The 16,072-nt window shown below is 37.7% G+C and carries 13 protein-coding genes; 5 read left to right on the plus strand and 8 right to left on the minus strand.

Annotated elements, in window-relative coordinates:
- Positions 1-53 precede the first annotated feature (53 nt).
- The 6 genes from sufD to KRODI_RS07485 all read right to left on the minus strand — a co-directional run bounded on the left by sufD (position 54) and on the right by KRODI_RS07485 (position 5,508).
- Complete coding sequence (sufD, locus tag KRODI_RS07460; protein ID WP_013750982.1) at positions 54-1,367, minus strand: Fe-S cluster assembly protein SufD; 1,314 nt, start codon at positions 1,365-1,367, stop codon at positions 54-56.
- A gap of 81 nt (positions 1,368-1,448) precedes the next feature.
- Positions 1,449-2,201, minus strand: coding sequence for a Fe-S cluster assembly ATPase SufC (sufC, locus tag KRODI_RS07465; protein ID WP_013750983.1), 753 nt, complete (start codon positions 2,199-2,201; stop codon positions 1,449-1,451).
- Positions 2,202-2,224: 23 nt separating this feature from the next.
- Entirely contained in the window at positions 2,225-2,644 is a 420-nt protein-coding gene (locus tag KRODI_RS07470; RefSeq protein WP_013750984.1) for a hypothetical protein, read from the minus strand.
- Between the two features lie 3 nt (positions 2,645-2,647).
- Positions 2,648-3,535, minus strand: coding sequence for an N-acyl homoserine lactonase family protein (locus tag KRODI_RS07475; protein ID WP_013750985.1), 888 nt, complete (start codon positions 3,533-3,535; stop codon positions 2,648-2,650).
- Between the two features lie 44 nt (positions 3,536-3,579).
- The gene (gene sufB / locus KRODI_RS07480) at positions 3,580-5,025 is read right to left on the minus strand and encodes a Fe-S cluster assembly protein SufB (RefSeq protein ID WP_013750986.1); all 1,446 of its coding nucleotides are present in this window, start codon (positions 5,023-5,025) and stop codon (positions 3,580-3,582) included.
- A gap of 153 nt (positions 5,026-5,178) precedes the next feature.
- Entirely contained in the window at positions 5,179-5,508 is a 330-nt protein-coding gene (locus KRODI_RS07485; RefSeq protein WP_013750987.1) for a HesB/IscA family protein, read from the minus strand.
- A 493-nt stretch (positions 5,509-6,001) separates the two neighbouring features.
- Between KRODI_RS07485 and KRODI_RS07490 the strand changes: the two genes are divergently transcribed.
- On the plus strand, positions 6,002-7,279 hold the full coding sequence (locus KRODI_RS07490; RefSeq protein ID WP_013750988.1) for a ribonucleotide-diphosphate reductase subunit beta: 1,278 nt from the start codon (positions 6,002-6,004) through the stop codon (positions 7,277-7,279).
- Entirely contained in the window at positions 7,280-9,070 is a 1,791-nt protein-coding gene (locus KRODI_RS07495) for a ribonucleoside-diphosphate reductase subunit alpha (protein ID WP_013750989.1), read from the plus strand.
- 133 nt (positions 9,071-9,203) lie between these two features.
- Here KRODI_RS07495 and KRODI_RS07500 read toward each other — a convergent pair whose 3' ends face one another.
- Positions 9,204-11,585: an alpha/beta hydrolase family protein gene (locus tag KRODI_RS07500; protein ID WP_013750990.1), complete on the minus strand. Its 2,382-nt coding sequence runs from the start codon at positions 11,583-11,585 to the stop codon at positions 9,204-9,206.
- A gap of 85 nt (positions 11,586-11,670) precedes the next feature.
- Between KRODI_RS07500 and KRODI_RS07505 the strand changes: the two genes are divergently transcribed.
- The 3 genes from KRODI_RS07505 to KRODI_RS07515 all read left to right on the plus strand — a co-directional run bounded on the left by KRODI_RS07505 (position 11,671) and on the right by KRODI_RS07515 (position 15,622).
- Complete coding sequence (locus tag KRODI_RS07505; protein ID WP_148235991.1) at positions 11,671-13,722, plus strand: TonB-dependent receptor family protein; 2,052 nt, start codon at positions 11,671-11,673, stop codon at positions 13,720-13,722.
- Positions 13,723-13,726: 4 nt separating this feature from the next.
- Entirely contained in the window at positions 13,727-14,485 is a 759-nt protein-coding gene (locus KRODI_RS07510) for a sulfite exporter TauE/SafE family protein (RefSeq protein WP_013750992.1), read from the plus strand.
- A gap of 75 nt (positions 14,486-14,560) precedes the next feature.
- Positions 14,561-15,622 carry a ThuA domain-containing protein gene (locus KRODI_RS07515; protein WP_013750993.1) on the plus strand — a complete coding sequence of 354 codons (1,062 nt, stop codon included), beginning with the start codon at positions 14,561-14,563 and terminating at the stop codon, positions 15,620-15,622.
- A 16-nt stretch (positions 15,623-15,638) separates the two neighbouring features.
- On the opposite strand, the gene KRODI_RS07520 is transcribed toward KRODI_RS07515, so the two are convergent.
- Positions 15,639-15,860, minus strand: a complete 222-nt coding sequence (locus tag KRODI_RS07520) for a hypothetical protein (RefSeq protein WP_013750994.1) — start codon at positions 15,858-15,860, stop codon at positions 15,639-15,641.
- Positions 15,861-16,072 lie beyond the last annotated feature (212 nt).

The following is a 16,072-nucleotide window of genomic DNA, read 5'->3' on the forward strand; positions in this document are numbered from 1 at the left end:
ATGAAAAAGCCGTTACTCGAGAGTAACGGCTTTAAATATATAGGTCTAATCGTTTACTGCTCGAAGCCGATGTTTACACCGATTTTCTTAGCAATAAGTTTTGTGATTCTTTCCTTTAACTGAGGAATTTTCACACTTGATAGTACCGTGTTTGCAAAAGCATACATTAATAATGCACGACCTTCTTTTTCTCCAATACCACGAGATTGTAGATAGAAAAGGGCACTCTCATCTAGTTGTCCTATGGTACAACCGTGAGAACAGCGTACGTCATCTGCAAAAATCTCTAATTGAGGCTTTGAGTTGATAGTTGCTGTATCATCTAATAAAATATTGTTATTAGACTGGTAAGCATTTGTTTTTTGAGCTTCTTTCTCAACAACTACTTTTCCATTAAATACTCCTACAGATTTGTCTGCAAAAATACCTTTGTAATCTTGGTGGCTCTCGCAGTTAGGAGTAATGTGGTGTACTAGTGTGTTGTGATCTACGTGTTGCTTTCCTTCTATAATCGTAATACCTTTAAGGATAGAGTCCATGTACTCTCCTTTTTGATAAAAGTTAAGGTTGTTACGAGTGATGTTTCCACCTAGAGAAAAAGTATGCACAGAAACGATACTTTCTTTGTGTTGCTCTATCTCTGTAGTATCTACAAGGGAAGCGCTTAGGTTGTCGTTCTGAATTTTATAGTAATCTACAAGCGCTCTTTTATCTGCAAAGATTTCTGTAACAACATTAGTAAGCACTTTCTTGTCTGTAAGACTCTGGTGGCGCTCTATAATTTGTACTTCAGAATTTTCTTCGGCAACAATAAGGTTGCGTGGTTGTAGCATCATTGCCTCATTTGCTCCTGTAGCAAAGTGTACAATCTGGATAGGCTTTTGTGCTACTTTCCCTTTTGGGATGTAGATATAAGCACCATCTTTTGCAAATGCAGTGTTAAGAGAATCCATAGATTCTCCTTTTGCAATCTTATTAAAGTAAACGTCTATAACTTGTTTGTACTTTGGTTTTGATAGTGCTGCACCCATGGTGCATACATCAATACCATCATGCGTAGTTTCTGAAAGAAATGAGCTATACACCCCATCTACAAAAACGATTTTATAAGTATCTACATCATTAAGAAAATACTGCTTTACATCTTTAAAGTCTAGTGCAGCTTCTTTGCTAGGGAAGATGTTATAATCTTCCTTGAGAATGCTGTTAAGAGATGTGTATTTCCAGTTTTCTAATTTCTTTGTAGGAAACCCTTCTGCTTCAAAAGTCTTGATGGCCTCGTTACGAATGTCGTATATAGGAGAATCTGCATCAATACTTTCTTGAAGTACGATATGGTTACTTACTAATTTATCTTTTAAACTCATCTTTTCTAAGTTATGAATCTAGACAGTTAAGTATAAGGGATATTTTTATTGGGAATATCTCTTATGTGTTGTCTAAACGTATTACGCTCCCACTTCTTCTTTTAACCAGTCGTATCCTTTTTCTTCAAGTTCAAGAGCAAGCTCTTTTCCTCCAGAACGTACAATTTTTCCATTCATAAGAACGTGTACAAAATCAGGAACGATGTATTCTAGAAGGCGCTGGTAGTGAGTAATCACTAGAACTGCGTTATCTTTACTCTTTAATTTATTTACACCATTTGCAACAATGCGTAGTGCGTCAATGTCAAGACCAGAATCTGTCTCGTCTAGAATAGCGAGTTTAGGCTCTAGCATTGCCATTTGGAAAATCTCATTACGCTTCTTCTCTCCTCCAGAGAATCCTACGTTTAATGATCTAGAAAGAAACTTACGATCCATCTCAAGAAGTTCTGCCTTCTCTTTGATTTTTTTAAGCATCTCACTAGCTGGCATATTTTCTAGGCCTTTTGCTTTGCGAGTTTCATTTATCGCAGTCTTGATAAAGTTAGTTACAGAAACTCCAGGGATCTCTACAGGATATTGAAAAGATAAGAAAACACCTTCGTGAGCTCTTTCTTCTGGATCCATTTCTAGTATTGATTCTCCTTCAAGTTCGATGTCTCCACCGCTTACTTCATACTCTTCTTTTCCTGCAATAACAGAAGCGAGTGTACTTTTTCCAGAACCGTTTGGTCCCATGATAGCGTGCACTTCGCCAGCTTTTATCTCAAGATTAATACCTTTAAGGATATCTTTCTCTTCAATTCGTGCGTGTAAATCTTTAACTGATAACATAATTCTACGTTCTTATTGTGCGATTATTTACCGCTTTCTACTTTAATGGAACCACCCTCTGTCTTGAGTTTGTCTCCTGCTTCTAATTTAATTGAAGTGTCAGCCGTTGGTGCTTTTACTTCTACTATTTCTTTAATGGTTACTATAAAATCCCAGCCTTCTTCATTAGTAGGCTTAGGATTAATAATACCCTTTATAACAACTGGCACCATATCATATTCATCACGTTGTAGTGGTTTGACTATGGTTGCTAGTTCGCGCATTTTGTCATCTAGAGCTACACCATAAATAAAGGAATCTCCTTTAATGATAGCAGCATCTACTAGATATATAAATTCACCTTCAATAACTTCATATGAGTTAGAAGACGAGTCTTCGGTAGATTTCTGATTACATGATACAAGTGCGAGACCTGCTATTAATAAAAAGAGAATCTTCTTCATATCTTAATTAAGTATCGCTGGTGTTTGTGCAAAGTTTCCTGCATCATGCTGGATAATCACTTTTGCATTTTCCGCTTTCGCGAAAGCTTCAAAATCCTTTATACTTTGCTCCGTTGCTGGGATATCGTAGTTGAACTGTGGTACAATCGCATCCTTGCGGTTTTGCTCAAAATGATAGATATCTCCAGATAATAGCGTTGGTCCATTATCCTTTAAGCGTAAGAACAATATTTGGTGTCCTGCTGTGTGTCCTGGCATAGATTTTATTACCACCGTGCCATCTCCAAAAACATCCTTCTCTCCATTCAGTTTTTCTACGTTTGTAAGCTTGTTAAAGCTATCTGGCGCATAAAACGAATTTCCTTTGATGTCTTCTCCATTTGCAAAATCATATTCTGATTCTTGAACCAACCATGTAGCTTTTGCAAAATGATTTGCAGCACCTGTGTGATCAAAATGAATGTGAGAAAACGCAATCATATCGATATCATCAGGAGTCATCCCGATACCTTTAAGTTGTGTTGTTATAGAGTCTTTGCGAGTAATGGTAAAAGCCCCTCCTTCTGGAGTATATGGTTCTTGACCTACTAGCATTTCAGGTAAACCGGTATCCCATAAAAGAGTTCCTTTAGGGTGCTTGATGACAAAAAATGCATCTGCAAGCTCTTTTGATTCTCCTTTGTAAGTGTCGCCTTGTGCAAATAAGTTTAAGTTATTTGCCATTACAGTACCACCGTCTAGTTTATATAAAGTTACCTCAGGAAGTTCTTGTGTAGCGGCTGACTCTTTTTGATCTTCTGCTTTTTGCTTTCCATCTTCATATCCTTTCTTGAATTCTTCACAAGAAATTGTAGTGATGGCAAGAGCGGCAATTAATAATATATTTTTCATTGTTGTGATAATCTTGGTTTATAGTTTGATTGTATTGATAAATACTACCCTACAGATCCTTCTAGGCTAATCTCAAGTAATTTCTGAGCTTCTACAGCAAACTCCATAGGGAGTTTATTAAGTACCTCTTTTGAGAATCCGTTTACAATTAAAGCAATTGCCTTTTCTGTATCAATACCACGCTGGTTACAGTAGAAGATTTGGTCTTCACCTATCTTACTAGTAGTAGCTTCGTGTTCTACTTGAGCAGTTTTATTTTTAGTCTCAATGTATGGGAAAGTGTGTGCTCCACACTCGTTACCCATTAATAGAGAATCACACTGCGAGAAGTTACGAGCGTTTGTAGCTCCTGCATTAATCTTTACAAGACCTCTATATGAGTTCTGAGATTTTCCTGCAGAGATACCTTTTGATATAATCGTACTCTTGGTGTTTTTTCCAAGGTGGATCATCTTAGTGCCTGTGTCTGCCTGCTGGTGATTGTTTGTCACTGCGATAGAGTAAAACTCACCTATAGAGTTATCTCCTTTGAGAATACAAGAAGGGTATTTCCATGTAACTGCAGATCCTGTTTCGACTTGTGTCCATGAGATTTTTGCATTCTTCTCACAGAGACCACGCTTTGTTACAAAGTTGTAAACCCCACCTTTTCCTTCTGCATTACCGGGATACCAGTTTTGTACGGTACTATATTTAATCTCTGCATCGTCCATTGCGATAAGTTCTACAACGGCAGCATGCAATTGATTCTCATCACGACTAGGAGCGGTGCAGCCTTCAAGGTAACTTACATAGCTGCCTTCGTCTGCTACCAATAATGTTCTTTCAAACTGTCCAGTTCCTCCTTGATTAATACGGAAGTAAGTAGAAAGTTCCATTGGGCATTTTACACCTTTAGGGATGTAACAGAAAGAGCCATCAGAAAATACTGCGCTATTTAAGGCTGCGTAGTAATTATCTTTTACAGGAACGATGGTTCCTAAGTGCTTACGTACTAGTTCTGGGTGCTCTTTTATAGCCTCAGAGATACTCATGAAAATAATTCCCTTCTCTGCAAGCGTCTTTTTAAAAGTAGTTGCTACAGAAACAGAATCTACCACGATATCCATCGCGATGTTGTTCATTTTCTTTTGCTCATCTACAGAGATTCCTAATTTCTTATACATAGCGAGTAGATCTGGATCTACATCATCTAGTGTTTTATTAGGGTCTACAGCTACGGGAGCAGAGTAATAAGCGATTGCTTGAAAATCTGGCTTCTCGTAATTTACGTTTGCCCAGTCTGGCTCTTCCATAGATAGCCAAACCTTGTATGCCTCAAGTCTCCACTCAGTCATCCATTGCGGCTCATCCTTTTTCTTAGAAATAGCTCGTATAATGTCTTCGTTTAATCCTACAGGAAATGTCTCAGACTCAATGTCTGTAAAAAAACCATATTCGTATTCTTTGGTTTTTAGTTCTTCCCTTAAATCATCTTCAGTATATGCCATGTTTCTTTTTTCAATGTGTGATAGAAAAGTATTCCTGCCCTAAGGGTAACTTTTCATGGTGTGCTAGTTTTCTTGTATTAAGGGTGTTATCATGAAAACTGTAATATATTTTAAATTGGTTACGCTTTCGCGAAAGCGTAACCAACTAAGTTATTATAGAGAAAAGCTTTCTCCGCATCCACAGGTACGCTGTGCATTTGGATTGTTAAAAACAAATCCTTTTCCATTAAGTCCGCCACTATATTCTAGTGTAGTACCTATTAAATAAAGGAAACTCTTCTTGTCTACTATTAGCTTTACATCATTATCTTCAAAAACTTTATCATCTTCTTGATGCGTTTTGTCAAAATGAAGATCGTATGATAAACCACTGCAACCACCACTTTTTACGCCTACGCGCACATAGTCCGTAGTTACATCAAAACCGTCTTCCTGCATGAGGCTTGCGATTTTAGTTTTTGCTTGTGAATCTACTTTAATCATATCGTTATAAATAGTTTGCAAATATAAGGGTTAGGTCTCGTTTTTACACGATTCCTAACATATAACTAATGCATAGTGCGATAGGGTTTTCTTATGGGCTATCTAAATGAGTTTTAGGGATGTTTTAATGGTTTGTAGATATAGATTATTTTCAAGATTCTATGTGTTTTGAGTTAAAGCTTTGTATTTGCGGGGGTCTCTAAAAAGCAAAGCCATTTCTACTTGAAATGACTCATCAAACCTAATTTAAGGAAGAAGTTTTTTGACTAAGTTTTCCACACCCTAATGTTGATAGATTTGTGTAAATCGTGTCATCATATGCAAATAGACTTGATGACAGAGATGAGTGTGAAAATGAAACCTTTGTGAAGCCTAGTAAAATGGCAATTGTGAATATCCTGTTGAAAACGTTGAAAGATAAACGGTGGTTTGAGCCCATAAAAAGTAGACCTTTATTATCCGCATAATTCTAATTATTATACTCAATATAGCTATGGAAATTACCCACATCGTCAAGCGCGACTTTCAAACGAAACCGTTTCACCAAGAGAAGATTACAAGTGCCATTCTTAAGGCCATGACAGCTATTGAACATGGAGGTCCAGAGGATGCACAGCGTATTTCTGATATGGTATATAGTGACCTTAAGAAGAGAAAGGAACTTGATGCAAGTTACATTCCTACTATTGAGCAAATACAAGATCTTGTAGAGCGTAAGTTAATGCTAAGTGAGGAGTTTGTAGATGTTGCAAAAACGTACATTTTGTACCGTGATGAACAAGCACAAAAGCGTAAAACAAACATCTTTGAAAAGCGTATCAATCTTAAGCCTTACGAGTATCCACAATTATATGATTACGTTCCAGCAATAAGACACTCTTACTGGATACATACAGAGTATAACTTTACGAGTGATATACAAGATTTTAAAACACGTATTACAGATGTAGAACGTAGTGCTATCAAAAATACAATGCTAGCAATCTCTCAAATAGAAGTTGCGGTAAAAGGATTTTGGGGAGATATCTATCACAAAATGCCTAAGCCAGAAGTAGGAGCGGTAGGAGCAACATTTGCAGAGAGTGAAGTGCGTCACGCAGATGCATACTCACACCTTCTTGAAATACTAGGTCTTAATAAAGAGTTTAAATTACTCAAGAAAAAGCCAGTAATGATGAAGCGTGTGCAGTACCTTGAGACGGCACTTAAGAATGCAAAAAGTGAAGACAATAAAGAATACTCAGAGTCTATCTTATTATTCTCTCTCTTTATTGAGCACGTTTCACTGTTTTCTCAGTTCTTAATTATCATGGCATTTAATAAGCATAAAAACATGCTTAAAGGAATATCAAACGTAGTAGAGGCAACTTCTAAGGAGGAGCAGATACACGGTGATTTTGGTATTGATATTATAAAAATTATTAAAGCAGAAAATCCAGAGTGGTTTGATGCAGAGCATAGCGCAACCGTACAAGAAATGTGTAAGGAAGCATTCAAAGCAGAAAGCAATATTGTAGACTGGATCTTTGAGGCTGGAGAATTAGACTTCTTACCTAAAGCGCTTGTAAACGAATTTATAAAAGACAGATTCAATAAATCTCTTACGAGTATTGGTATTGAACCTGTTTTTGAAGTTGATGAAACTTTATTAAAAGATGCAGAGTGGTTTGATGATGAAATCATAGGGACCAAACATGGCGATTTCTTTGTTAAGAGATCTGTCAACTACACAAAAAGAGCACAAAGTATAACCGAAGACGACCTATTTTAAATGAACGATCAAGAACTAATTAAAGGACAAGTTTCTGCAACGACAGCAGGAAAAGAAAATGAATTGCTAACTGCTCGTAAAGAAGCGTTGTCTAATAAAACAGAGAGTGAAGGAGCCGGATTTAAGTGGCTTACAGAAAATAGTCGTAAGTTTTTAGGTGCAGGATATTTAAGCCCTGGAGTATCTCCAGAGGAACGTATACGTGAAGTAGCAGATAGAGCAGAGCAAATTTTAGGGATACCAGGATTTAGTGATAAATTCTATGGGTATATGTCTGAAGGTTTTTTCTCACTAGCTTCTCCAGTATGGTCAAACTTTGGAAAAGAAAGAGGACTTCCTATAAGCTGTTTCGGGTCACATATCTCTGATGATATGGGTAACATCTTGTATACTCAATCTGAGGTAGGAATGATGTCAAAACTAGGAGGTGGTACTTCTGGTTATTTCGGTAAAATAAGACCGAGAGGAGCAGATGTAAAGAACAACGGGCAAGCGTCTGGTTCTGTGCACATCATGCAGCTTTTTGAATCTATGGTAGATGTAGTAAGTCAAGGATCTGTGAGACGTGGTCGTTTTTCTCCTTACCTACCTATCGAGCATGCAGATATCGAAGAATTCTTAAAAATAGGAACAGAAGGAAATAGCATCCAAGAGCTTACACACGGTGTAACTGTGACAAACGAGTGGATGGAAGAAATGATTGCGGGCGATAGTGCTAAGCGTTCATTATGGGCAAAAGTATTGCAGTCTAGAGGAGAGATGGGATATCCATACATTTTCTTTACAGACAATGCAAATAATGGTGCTGCCGATGTATATAAGGATAACGATCACAAAATCTACGCAAGTAACCTTTGTACTGAGATTATGTTACCTTCTAATGATGATTGGTCATTTGTATGTGTACTTTCTTCGGTAAATGTATTACACTACGATAAGTGGAAGAATACAGATGCTGTAGAAACTATGGTGTATTTCTTAGATGCAGTTATTACTGAGTTCTTAGAAAAATTAGAAAGATATAGAGATTCAGATTCTAGAGAAGATCGCCAGACGTTCTTATTTATGGAGCGTGCTTATAACTTTGCAAAGGCTAACCGTTCATTAGGTTTAGGAGTACTAGGATGGCACTCATTATTACAGTCTAGAATGCTACCTTTTAATAGTCAAGAAGCATACAACTTGAACAGCGAAATCTTCAAGGCAATTAAAGATAAGTCTTATGAAGCATCAGAAGAGCTTGCAAAGACATTTGGAGAGCCAGAAGTACTTAAAGGATATGGTAGACGTAACGCGACACTTAATGCGGTTGCACCTACAACATCATCTGCTTTTATACTAGGTCAAGTGTCTCAAGGTATTGAGCCAATCTGGTCTAATATTTATGTAAAAGATATTGCAAAGATTAAGACTACAATCAAGAACCCATTCTTAGAAGAACTTCTTGAAGAAAAAGGAATGAATACTACAGAGGTGTGGAGAAGCATCCGTGATATGGATGGGTCTGTGCAGCACTTAGAATTCTTGAGTGAGAATGAGAAGGATACTTTTAAAACGTATTCAGAAATTGACCAGATGGATATTATCTATCAAGCAGCAAACCGTCAAAATCACATTGATCAAGGACAATCTGTAAATATTATTGTGCATCCAGAGATGCCGGTAAAAGAGATTAACAAGATCCACGTGACTGCATGGAAGCTAGGGTTAAAATCTTTATACTACCAGCACAGTATGAATGCAGCACAAAAATTCAAGCAAAAGAAAGACTGTGCGAGTTGTGAAGCATAAGCTGTAAAAGATTAAAAACATTGCTTAATGTATGTTGAGCAAAGCATATAAAAGAAAGACCTGCTTTGATAGCGGTTCTTTCTTTTTTGTGTTTATACTGTTTTTAATACGCTTTCGCGAAAGCGTACCTACATCACAATCGTTTCATAAAACCAACATTATCTAAAATGATTACACCTTCTGAAGTGTTGTCAAATACGAACGAGATACTCACAATTCCTTTTACATCAAGAGCCTTGTTGCGATCATGGAAGTCCTCTAGTGGGAAATAATAAGTCTGGAATACATTTTCTGAGAGTGTTTCCTCTTCTATAAATTGAGACTTCCATACTCGCACACCTATTTCCTTTTGTAATGCAGAGAAGTCACTTAAACACATAGAAGCGGTGTTTCCAGCGGTGTCCTCCATAATAACTGTAAAGTCAATAGGTTCTTCTGGAAGCGCTGTGTCTTCACTATCATCTATACTATCTTCGGTAGTTTGCTGACTGTTGTTAGCGATATTGTTAGTCGGTAATGGTTCCTTATTTATATTGTTGTCTTCATCGTTTATCCATTTTCCACCTGATTTTGGATTTGTACTTTCGGTGGATTCTGCTAGTGAAAATGTAAACACCTTGCTACTGTCTTTGGTGCTGAGCGGTTTTTTAAATACAAATGAATAATTAGCAACAATGCTATCGGGAAGAGTTGTTTCTTCATCAATATTGTCATAGCTCCAGCCTATATATGCCGCACGACTACCTTTCTCTCCCCATTTTAGTGCTATTTCTTGTTCTCTCCACACGCTTAGGTTTTCCGTTAATATTGTTGTGGTAGTGTCTACAGTAGTCACAACATCAAAATCTTCATCAAAAGTAGCAATGGCATCAAAGGAACTATCTTCATATTGGTTAAGGTAGATGGTTTCTGGAAGCCATTCTCTCCCTTTGCGAGCATCAATAAATAGCGGTAAGTATTCTCTGTGATTTTTAAGTGTAGTCTCTAGAAATGCGCTTATGTAAACTTTGGCTATTTCTTCTTGATCTTTTTTGGGAAGCAATTGCTTGTTGTTTAAAAACGGCGTTACTGCAAGTCCCGCATCATTAGCTCCCCAGCTAGTATTAAACTGTCCATGATTTGCTCCCTGTATATAAAGTCCGCTTTTTATGTAGTCTGTACTATCAGAAAATGTAATGCGCTCATATTGTTTAGACCCTACATAAGAACTCACATCCCCATCTTGAGCGCCATGCATTACAAAATAGTTGATGTCCTTGAGTGATGTGCGTGTATTTCCAGGTTCGTACTGTCCGTCTACAGGAGCAATCGCAATGATTGTATTGATATTGTAGTTGTAATCCATAGCGATGGTTGCATCATCAGGATAATGTGAAAGCTTGTTTAGTAGGGCGGCATGTGCCACAGCTTCGCCACCTCGAGAGTGACCTAGTAATGCTATCTGAGTAGTATTTATTTTTTTATAAAAACTACTTTCTGTATCTTCATTCCACTCATGCCATGCTTTTAGATGTTCTAGAAGTATCCAGGCACGGGCATCATTTTCTTCGTCAAGACCTTCAGGGATATCTGACCAACTACTATTGATGAAATTTTGATCTACAGATGCAAAAATGAATCCTCTTGAAGCCATTAATTCTCCTAGATAGGCATACCCTTCGTCTGAGAAGTCGTGCATGGAGTGATTACCGTGTACAATTAACGCAAGTGGGAACGGGCCTTCTCCCTCTGGATACCAGACCCGACCATTTACAGGAAGTTCTCTAGCGTCAAATCCCCAAAAACGTTCTCTATACCATCCACTCATTCCTTCCCAATTATCTAAAAACGGTATTCCATCAATAGTATTTGTGATAATAGTGGCTTCTTCTCCATATTCAGGTCTGTGTTTGTCAGTACCGCTTCCATACGTTAATGTCTGTACTTTGTAATTACCATTTAGGGATGGAGAAGGAGCGTTAATAGGTGCAATATTATCTGAGCTTAGAGCAGCCGCATTTGCTATCGGTTTCATGTCAAACCCTTTAGGTGAAAGCCCTAAAATTGCAAGTGTACATCCAGTAATTGCGAGTACTCCTCCCAGAAGTGTTATTATTTTTTTTATAATAGTCTTCTGTCTAAATCCTTTGCTAGTAAGGACAGCAATAGCAGCTCCTGCGGTTGCAAGTATAATCACAGCCCACAACCAGTAAACGAGTTCTTCTGATAATGATAGCAGAAGGAGTGGTGTAGTGATCAGTAGTGCTACCTGAAGAATTTTGGGAATGCGAGCGAGCTTTTTGAGTACCCATAATCCTAAGTATACAGATAGTACAGTCCCTATGAGAATAGCGAGCTGTAATAGCATGAGTGTACTGTCACCCATTGTTTGTATAGCGTGTATCGCAAAAATCAAAAAGATAATGGAGGTCCCTATAAAAAGTCCTTTTGCGGCACCTTTAATGGCGATTGCACCAGGAGTTATCGCATTTAATTGCTTATAAATCCACTTTTTAAGTTGTAATAATCGTTTCATATCATGAATATGTTTACACAAGTAAATGTAGCTTTATTTTGAGTTTCTTGTTATAGGCAGTACTTTTCGCCAAAAATTGCTACCCTTGAAAAATATTATCACCTCTTTTATCTGTTCGATGGCATTCTTTTATGGTGCCTATAGTCAGACGGGATCTATACCTAATCAGACTATTGATACTATTGTAATTTCCTCATCGAGAATTAAGAGTAATGTACAGCAAATACCTGCAGCCGTTTCTGTTATTACTGCGAGCAAAGAAGATGCTACTAGACAGCAACTATCCTTACAAGAGTATGTACAGCAAGTGCCAGGTGTGTTTACTCAAAATGCAAACAACTTTGCTCAGGATTTACGAATATCCATTCGTGGTTTTGGAGCAAGATCTAGTTTTGGGATACGAGGTATAAAACTTATTGTAGATGGGATTCCAGAGACCACTCCAGATGGGCAAGGACAACTTGATAATATTAATCTTGGGATTATTGATCGTATTGAGATTACAAAAGGAGCAAGTGCTAGCCTTTACGGTAATGCTTCTGGTGGTGTGATTGATGTAATCACAAAATCTTTTGACACACTGGCGGGAAATATCACCTCAGTAAAAGCTGGAATAGGTGCTTTTGAATTTCAAAATTATCAAGCCACGGCTACCATAGGAGATTCAAATGCAAACTATACCTTCCATGGTAATTATGCGACTAGCGATGGTTACAGAGATCAAAGCGGTTTTGAGCAAATAAACACCAATTTTAAAGGGCAATTTAAAATAGGTGAGAATACTTTTCTAACGGCTATTCTTAATTATGCAGACTCACCACAGGCAGATGACCCTGGCGGATTGACGCTGGAGGAAGTTAACGCTAATAGACGACAGGCAAGAGATAGAAATGTGCAGTTTAAAACTGGTGAGGCCATAGAACAGTTTAAAGTAGGAACCAGCCTAGCGTGGAATAAGAATGAGAATACCACCGTAAATGCCTATGCTTTTTATAGCAACCGACAGTTTAATGGGTTGTTGCCATTTGAATTTGGTGGTATTGTAGACTTATCACGCAATTACTTAGGGCAAGGAACGAGTATAACTTACAAGAAAAATAAGAATACCATACGCGCAGGATACGACTTTGCTTATCAAAATGATCGCAGAAACAGATTTAGAAACCTTGATGGAGAAGAGGGAAGTCAAACGCTGGGACAGCGTGAGAAATTTACTAACCTAGGTGTTTATATTACAGACCACCTTTCGCTAGGTAAATTATTGATTACAGCCGGAGCGAGGTTTGATTACAACAAACTTTCGGCAGATGATGATTTACTGGATAACGGTGATGATTCTGGAAGTCTTACATTAAATTCTTTTAACCCTAGTGTTGGTGTTAGTTACGCTTTCGCGAAAGCATTATCTCCATACATGAATGTCGCAACAAGTTTTGAGACACCGTCATTATCAGAATTATCATCAAATCCTGATGGTTCTATAGGATTTAATGAAAATCTAAAAGCGCAAAAGGCAGCTAGCTTTGAGGTGGGTTTAAAAGGGACTATTGCAAGCAAGTTGCAATATCAACTCGCTGCGTTTTTGATAAACACAAAAGATGATTTAGTGCCTTTTGAGTTGGCGGAATTTCCAGATCGTGAGTTTTTTAGAAATGCAGGAAAAACTAAGCGTCATGGTGTTGAGGTTGAGGCTTCATACAGAGCATTGCCCTTAGGAAACGGTTGGTTAAACGCTACGGGTTCTTATACCTACTCAGACTTTACCTATGATGAATTTGAAACGCCAAACGGAGATTTTGACGGTAATTTCTTACCGGGCATTGCAAAGCATATGTCTAGTGTAGGGTTACAATATGCAGGTGAAACTGGTATAAGTGCAAGCATAAATACAAATTTTATAGGAGAGCAATTTGCTCAAGATAGTAACGAGACTACTATAGATGGATATGAGCTCGTTAATGTGAGAGCCAGCTATGAGACATTATTTAGAGAGGTGAGTTTAAAGCCTTACGTTGGGATCAACAACGTGTTAGATCAAAAATATACAGATAACGTGCGCATTAATGCCTTTGGAGGAAGGTTTTATGAACCTGCGCCGGGACTCACTATTTTTGGAGGAATCACACTCGAATTTTAATATTGTGACAGAAGTACAAACATATATTATTGCTATAATAGGAGGTCTTATCGCTGGCGGGATCAATACCCTTGCAGGAAATGGAAGCGCCATTACCTTAACGATTCTTACGGAGGTGCTTGGGCTGCCAGGCAATATTGCAAATGGAACTAACCGCATTGGGATTTTTACACAATGCTCTGCAACCTCGTGGGTTTTTTATAAGAATGGAAGGCTTGATATCGCAAAGAATAAAAAATATATAATTCCCATTTTTATAGGAGCTATTGCGGGAGCTATTCTTGCCATAAATGTAAGCAATGAGCAGTTTAGAGCGGTGTTCAAATTCATGATGGTGTTCATGCTGCTAGCTGTATTAGTGAAGCCTAAGCGCTGGCTCAGAGAAACAGATCTTACGTTTAAACCTAAATGGTACATTTATATCCCATTGCTTTTTGCTCTTGGATTTTATGGAGGATTTATCCAGATGGGTATGGGCGTGTTTTTCCTTATAATCATGGTGTTAGGAATGCGCTTTAATATCATAGAAAGTAATGCGCTCAAAAGTTTTGTAATAGGACTTTATACGCTCTTTGTAATTGCAATTTTTCACTACCAAGGGCTCATTGATTGGAAACTGGGAGGCATTATGGCAATAGGACAAACTACAGGTGGGTTTCTTACTGCTCGTTTCGCTAGTAAGAATAAATGGGCAGATCAAGTAGCATATTACGTTCTTATTATTGTGCTTATAGGTGCCATAGGAAAGATGTTTTTGTTTTAAAAGTCCGCTTTCGCGAAAGCGTGCTTATCCTCTTTATTATTTTGTAAGTATTTTTAAGAATCTAAATAAGAAATTATGCGTGTCAAAATGTTACTCAAAATAAGTTTCTGTATACTATTTATTACTAGTTGCAATCAGGCTGAAGATAAGAAGCAGGTGATAGATGAATCACCTAAGCAACTTAGAGCGCTCATAGTAGACGGTCAAAACAATCATGGAGTATGGCCTAAAACAACGATGATGATGAAATCATATCTAGAAGAAACAGGTCTTTTTGAAGTAGATATTTACAGAACGGCTTATACGTACCAGGGACCTCATCACGGTATTGTAGACGGACTCAATCACGATAGTATCACACAATTGGTCGAAAAGTATAGAGTAGATGATGCACGAATACATGAAGTAAAAGATAGCATCATTGCCGATGCTTCTTTTAATCCCGAATTTGATACATATGATGTGATCTTATCAAACTTTGGTGACAAAACTGCGAATTGGCCTGAGGATACAAAAGAAGATTTTGAATCTTATATGAAGAATGGTGGCGGTCTTGTGGTTGTGCATGGAGCAAATAATTCTTGGGGAGACTGGCCTGCATTTAATAAGATGATAGGTGTAGGTGGCTGGGGAAACCGCCCACACGATAGACTTAATCAGATTTACATTAACGAAGAAGAACAACTTAAGATTGAACCAAGTAATGGTGAGGAATCTTCACACGGTCCAGAAACCGAATTTGTACTAACAGCCTGGGATACATTACACCCTATCATGCGCGGATTACCTAAGCAATGGATGCATACTAAAGACGAACTCTATGATCGTTTGCGCGGCCCTGCTAAGAATGTAAATGTATTATACTACGCTTATTCTGATGTAGAGGGAAATGCACAACCGTGGGCCCCAGAAAATAAAGGATCAGGCAGGGGAGAGCCGCTTATTATGACTATAAATTATGAGAAAGGACGTGTATTCCATACTGCCTTAGGACATATGGATATTTCTATGGAGAGTGTCGGCTTTATAACGACCTTGCAGCGAGGAGCAGAGTGGGCAGCCACTGGGAGGGTAACACAAGAAGTGCCAAGTGATTTCCCAACAAAAAAGAGCGCCGTAAAGCGCTCTTGGAGATAATTATATGGTTAAGGTATTATGCGGCTAATCTGCCCTTAATACGTTTTTCAATTTTTTTCTTTTTAACAGTAAGACGTTTCATAACGTCCATGAGTTTACTGTCTTTTGTTTTCTTGTATATTTCATTAATAGCAAGAATCAATTTTTTGCCTTCACGTGATGCTGCTACTCGATCACTAGTAGACATATGACTCATCGTTCTATTTTCATATACTTCTGCTTGTTGTAAGAGGTCCATAGTAAATTGTTTAATTTTAGGTTAAATTACTTAAACAATTTTGACTAACCAACGCAATAGCTGGCTTTTAAGAATACTTTATGAAAATATGGCTGATTTGCTTATAATTTACTAGTTTTTGCTCTTTTTTCTCTCTTAAATCTAAACAATGAAGGAGATCTTTAATTCTGTTTAAGTTGAATTGGGAGGAAGTATTTCAATTTTTTCTAAAA

The sequence above is a fragment of the Dokdonia sp. 4H-3-7-5 genome, from assembly GCF_000212355.1.
Taxonomy (GTDB): domain Bacteria; phylum Bacteroidota; class Bacteroidia; order Flavobacteriales; family Flavobacteriaceae; genus Dokdonia.

What these genes read in the sequence shown, in the direction of transcription:
- KRODI_RS07515 (WP_013750993.1), top strand. Translation starts at nt 14,561, where the DNA reads ATGCGTGTCAAAATGTTACTCAAAATAAGTTTCTGTATACTATTTATT.
- KRODI_RS07520 (WP_013750994.1), bottom strand. Translation starts at nt 15,860, where the DNA reads ATGGACCTCTTACAACAAGCAGAAGTATATGAAAATAGAACGATGAGT.
- sufB (WP_013750986.1), bottom strand. Translation starts at nt 5,025, where the DNA reads ATGGCATATACTGAAGATGATTTAAGGGAAGAACTAAAAACCAAAGAA.
- sufD (WP_013750982.1), bottom strand. Translation starts at nt 1,367, where the DNA reads ATGAGTTTAAAAGATAAATTAGTAAGTAACCATATCGTACTTCAAGAA.
- KRODI_RS07490 (WP_013750988.1), top strand. Translation starts at nt 6,002, where the DNA reads ATGGAAATTACCCACATCGTCAAGCGCGACTTTCAAACGAAACCGTTT.
- KRODI_RS07475 (WP_013750985.1), bottom strand. Translation starts at nt 3,535, where the DNA reads ATGAAAAATATATTATTAATTGCCGCTCTTGCCATCACTACAATTTCT.
- KRODI_RS07495 (WP_013750989.1), top strand. Translation starts at nt 7,280, where the DNA reads ATGAACGATCAAGAACTAATTAAAGGACAAGTTTCTGCAACGACAGCA.
- sufC (WP_013750983.1), bottom strand. Translation starts at nt 2,201, where the DNA reads ATGTTATCAGTTAAAGATTTACACGCACGAATTGAAGAGAAAGATATC.
- KRODI_RS07485 (WP_013750987.1), bottom strand. Translation starts at nt 5,508, where the DNA reads ATGATTAAAGTAGATTCACAAGCAAAAACTAAAATCGCAAGCCTCATG.
- KRODI_RS07500 (WP_013750990.1), bottom strand. Translation starts at nt 11,585, where the DNA reads ATGAAACGATTATTACAACTTAAAAAGTGGATTTATAAGCAATTAAAT.
- KRODI_RS07470 (WP_013750984.1), bottom strand. Translation starts at nt 2,644, where the DNA reads ATGAAGAAGATTCTCTTTTTATTAATAGCAGGTCTCGCACTTGTATCA.